3 protein-coding genes and 3 pseudogenes are annotated in these 3,771 nt (G+C 43.5%); 5 read left to right on the forward strand and 1 reads right to left on the reverse strand.

Annotation, left to right across the window (positions count from 1 at the left end; all coding sequences use genetic code 11):
- From H6G48_RS05425 to H6G48_RS05440, 4 genes and pseudogenes are all read left to right on the forward strand, one after another.
- A pseudogene (locus tag H6G48_RS05425) lies at positions 1-172 on the forward strand (IS630 family transposase); the annotation flags it as partial.
- Between the two features lie 3 nt (positions 173-175).
- Positions 176-1,171, forward strand: a pseudogene (locus tag H6G48_RS05430) (IS4 family transposase); the annotation flags it as partial.
- A gap of 121 nt (positions 1,172-1,292) precedes the next feature.
- Positions 1,293-1,592, forward strand: a complete 300-nt coding sequence (locus H6G48_RS05435) for a nucleotidyltransferase family protein (RefSeq protein WP_190719871.1) — start codon at positions 1,293-1,295, stop codon at positions 1,590-1,592.
- Positions 1,585-1,956, forward strand: coding sequence for a HepT-like ribonuclease domain-containing protein (locus H6G48_RS05440; protein WP_002738003.1), 372 nt, complete (start codon positions 1,585-1,587; stop codon positions 1,954-1,956). The genes H6G48_RS05435 and H6G48_RS05440 overlap by 8 nt, the downstream gene beginning before the upstream one ends.
- 313 nt (positions 1,957-2,269) lie before the next feature.
- On the opposite strand, the pseudogene H6G48_RS05445 reads toward H6G48_RS05440, so the two are convergent.
- A pseudogene (locus H6G48_RS05445) lies at positions 2,270-3,171 on the reverse strand (RNA-guided endonuclease InsQ/TnpB family protein).
- 316 nt (positions 3,172-3,487) lie between these two features.
- Here H6G48_RS05445 and H6G48_RS05450 point away from each other — a divergent pair.
- On the forward strand, positions 3,488-3,771 hold a 284-nt coding region (locus H6G48_RS05450), incomplete at its 3' end, for an IS4/Tn5 family transposase DNA-binding protein (RefSeq protein ID WP_190719873.1).

Genomic DNA, 3,771 nt, shown 5'->3' on the forward strand with positions numbered 1-3,771 from the left:
ATTTGTCAAAAAGAAATGTTTATATGGTAAATATTATGAGAACTTTTCTGACTTTTCTTTAGCTATTTATGAATGTCTGAATGATGCCCATCTGAAACATAAAAAAGAACTGGATTCCTTGCTGACTCTACGATTTCAGAAGTTTAATAAATCTCAGATTATGAACGTCTAAAGTATAGCACTGTTCTTACTAGCCTTGCTCAAAGTCAAAACCGTCAATCTGAGCGAATTGGCAGTGGGATTTGGAGGTACAGCCCTGAAAGAGTCTAACTACAAAAGATTACAACGCTTTTTCCGAAATTTCGAGCTTGATTACTCCGCAATCGCCAAAATTGTCGTGGGTTGGCTGAATATCCCCCAACCTTGGCTGTTGAGTCTTGACCGGACAACGTGGGAGTAGGTCCCGCATTGCTACAACATCCTGACTGTAGGCATAGTCTCCGAGGGGGTTGCCATTCCCGTACTGTGGTGGATGCTCAAGAAGAAAAAAGGCAACTCGAACAGTGATGAGCGTAGGCGTTTCTTGGAGGAGATGCTCAAAATTTTTCCCGACGCTCAAATTCGTTGTCTGTGTGCCGACCGGGAGTTGATCGGTCAAGCTTGGTTACGTTATCTTCTCCTCGAACCTTCTCTGCCTTTCCGAATCCGGATTCGGGCTACCGACAAGATCGAACGGTCCGGGAAAGCCTTAGCGGCTCAAGTCGTTTTTGCCCATCTGGTTCGGGGAGAATCTCAACAACTCCAAGGGGATTGTCGGGTGTGGGGTGATCAGGTTTCCGTTGAAGCTCTGCGTTTGGACGACGGAGACCTCTTGGTAGTGATCGCTCCGACCCATACGGTCGGACTTGTTCGCGATTACGCTCTACGCTGGGGGATTGAAACCCTTTTCGGGATTCTCAAGACTCGTGGGTTTTGTTTGGAATCTACTCACTTTAGTGATCCCGATCGCCTTCGTAAGCTTTTTGCCCTGTTAACATTAGCTTTGGTTTGGTCTCTCAAGACTGGACTATGGCTTCATCAGCTTCATCCAATTCCGCTCAAGAAACATGGTCGTCGTGTTAAGAGTCTTTTTCGATTAGGTTTTGACCATCTCCGTCATCTGATTCTTAACCCTTCTCTGCCCAATTATCGCGATTTTCTTCATTCCCTACAATTTTTGTCCTGTACTTAGGATGCGAACACACTTATAGATAGCTATGGGAAGACTTTCCTTCGGCTACCCTAATAGCTTCTGTTGCTGATCGCGCTAAACTGAAGGGTATCGATCGCTAAATCAGTAGGCTATAAATCAGATGGTAGATAAAATCACTGCCAACGAGATATTGGAACGTTTACGAACCCTGAAACCCGAACTGGAGGAACGATACGCGATCGCTCGAATCGGCATTTTCGGCTCGGTAGCCAGAGAGGAAACCCGACCGACGAGCGATATAGATATAGTGGTATATATGCCCCCCGATCTGCTTAAAAGAGTCAGACTGAAAGCCGAACTAGAGAACCTATTCGGACGGGAAGTGGACGTGATCCGCTATCGGGATTCTCTGAATCCTTACCTCAAGGCGCGGATCGATCAAGAGGCTATCTATGTGTGATCGATCGCTTCTATTCGAGTTATTACTAGAGCTTGAAGAGGCGATCCGCCGGATCGAGCGGCGATTTACCCGGATTCAAAAAGCCGATGATTTCATCGCCGATGATGATGGACTCGATCGATTGGATGGCATCAGTATGATGTTGATCGCAATTAGTGAAAATATTAGAAGACTCGATCGGCTAATGGCAGAGAGTTTAGCGAATCGCTATCCGGAAATTCCTTGGTCGGAGATTAAGGGAATCAGAAATATTCTCGCCCACGATTATTTTGACATCGATCCAGAGGAAATTTATCGGATTTGTAGGGAGGATCTGGCGATTTTGAAGCGGGTACTCGGGAAAATACGTCACGACCTCTTGTAATTATCGAAATTTCCCAATCAAACTGCTCCGCTCGGTCTTCACCCCGACATTTTTGCTAGGTTAAAAATCGCTTGCAGGGTTTACGGTGATGGAAGAAAAAGAAACAGGACTAAATGAACGGGAACTAGAGTAAATTCTGGAAATGGCACGGGATGCGGCGGAAAAAGCCCGATCGATGGGCGAGGTAATTACAGAAAATTCAAAAAAATGGCGAGAAAGAGCGAAACAATCGCCGCAAGTGAGATCGGGTGGCTGAATTGACATACTCCCCCGTTAAACTTCGTTGTAACGGGGGATTCTTTCCACATCACTGTTAGAAATTCCGTGCTTCGACGAGACGGCTTAAATTCTCAATGTCTCCATTAAAAACCCAGAGGTCGGACTCTCTATTATGCGTTTGGGTCGGTTTCTGTTTGCCCAACAGTACCGTTGAGATAATTTCCCAAATATTGCCACCCTTTTTTAAGAATATTTATTGCTGCATTATGATCCCTGTCTAAGATTGTTTTACAGTTAGGACATTGATGAGTTCTAGTGCTTAATGATTTCTGAACTCTTGTGCCACAAACTGAACAATCTTGAGAAGTGAAATGGGGAGGGACAGCAATTGCCTTGAGCATCGGTATAAAATTCCTTTAACCCTAAGTCAATTCCTGTTATTTGTCCCGTTGGTTTATGGTATTCTTGCCGTTCTACGTCAATCAAAAACTGGCAATAATAACCGTCAGCACGTCTAACAACTCTTACCCGTTTAATCTGTTGCTCTGAATAATAAACTAATGTCTTTTGACTACACCATAAATCAAATTCTCCTGCTTTAAAACCATCAGTAAATCTGATTTTACGTCGCTCATCAGATAGTTTGTAGCCCGTTAGTTTGTATTCAAACGAACGGCTAGGCTTTTTGAACCGAGGAAAACCCTTTTTCCCTGGTATCTTAGCATGACAATTCTGGTAAAACCTATTAATTGATTGCCAGGCTCTATCAGCAGCCGATTGACGAGCTTGAGAGTTTAATTTATTAACCCATGGTGTCTCTTTATTGTTAGCTAGTACCGCACAAAGTTTTTGGAGATCATTGCGGGTTGTTCCTTTATTTTCTCTCCAATGACGAACACAAGAGTTACGCACAAACTGAGAAGTTCTGATAGCTTCATCTAGTCTTTGGTATTGTTCTGGTGTTCCGTTTTTTAACTTGGCTTCTACGACTAGCATTGATTAATCCTCGACCCTGGATAAATTAAGTATAACACAGTTTACCTACAAATGGTAGAATTAAAATCGTGCTTCGCAGTCAATATCTTGGTCGGATTTCATCCCCCGCAAAGGTTGATGTCTTGTCGAAAAATTTAGCGGGGGCATTCATCCGACATTTTAGGTAATTTTGACCGACTGATCCCCCCTGCCCCCCTTAATAAGCTATCCATTAGTCGGATCTTTCTTAACAAAAAGAGAAGAAACTTAAAAAAAGGGGAAACGATTGATAGGTATAGTTTTGAAAGAAGGAATTAAGGTGGAGGTAAGCAAAAAAATGGAGAAATGGGCAGCCCAAGAATTACAGTATGCAGACCTAGGGGACACCAGAAGAAAGAAAAGGTTAATCAGTATCGTAGAAAACTTGGCCAGTCAACCTAGTACAAGTGTGCCACAAGCCTCGGGAAATCTAGCCGCCGCCAGTGCCACCTACGACTTTTGGAATTCCCCCTATTTTCACCCCTCAGATATAATTGCCGCCCAAGCTAAAAGTACAGTAGAAAGAATCAAAGAACATCCAATAGTTTTGGCAGTTCAAGACACAACAAGTTTAGACTTTAC

Source organism: Microcystis flos-aquae FACHB-1344, from assembly GCF_014698375.1.
Classification (GTDB): domain Bacteria; phylum Cyanobacteriota; class Cyanobacteriia; order Cyanobacteriales; family Microcystaceae; genus Microcystis; species Microcystis aeruginosa.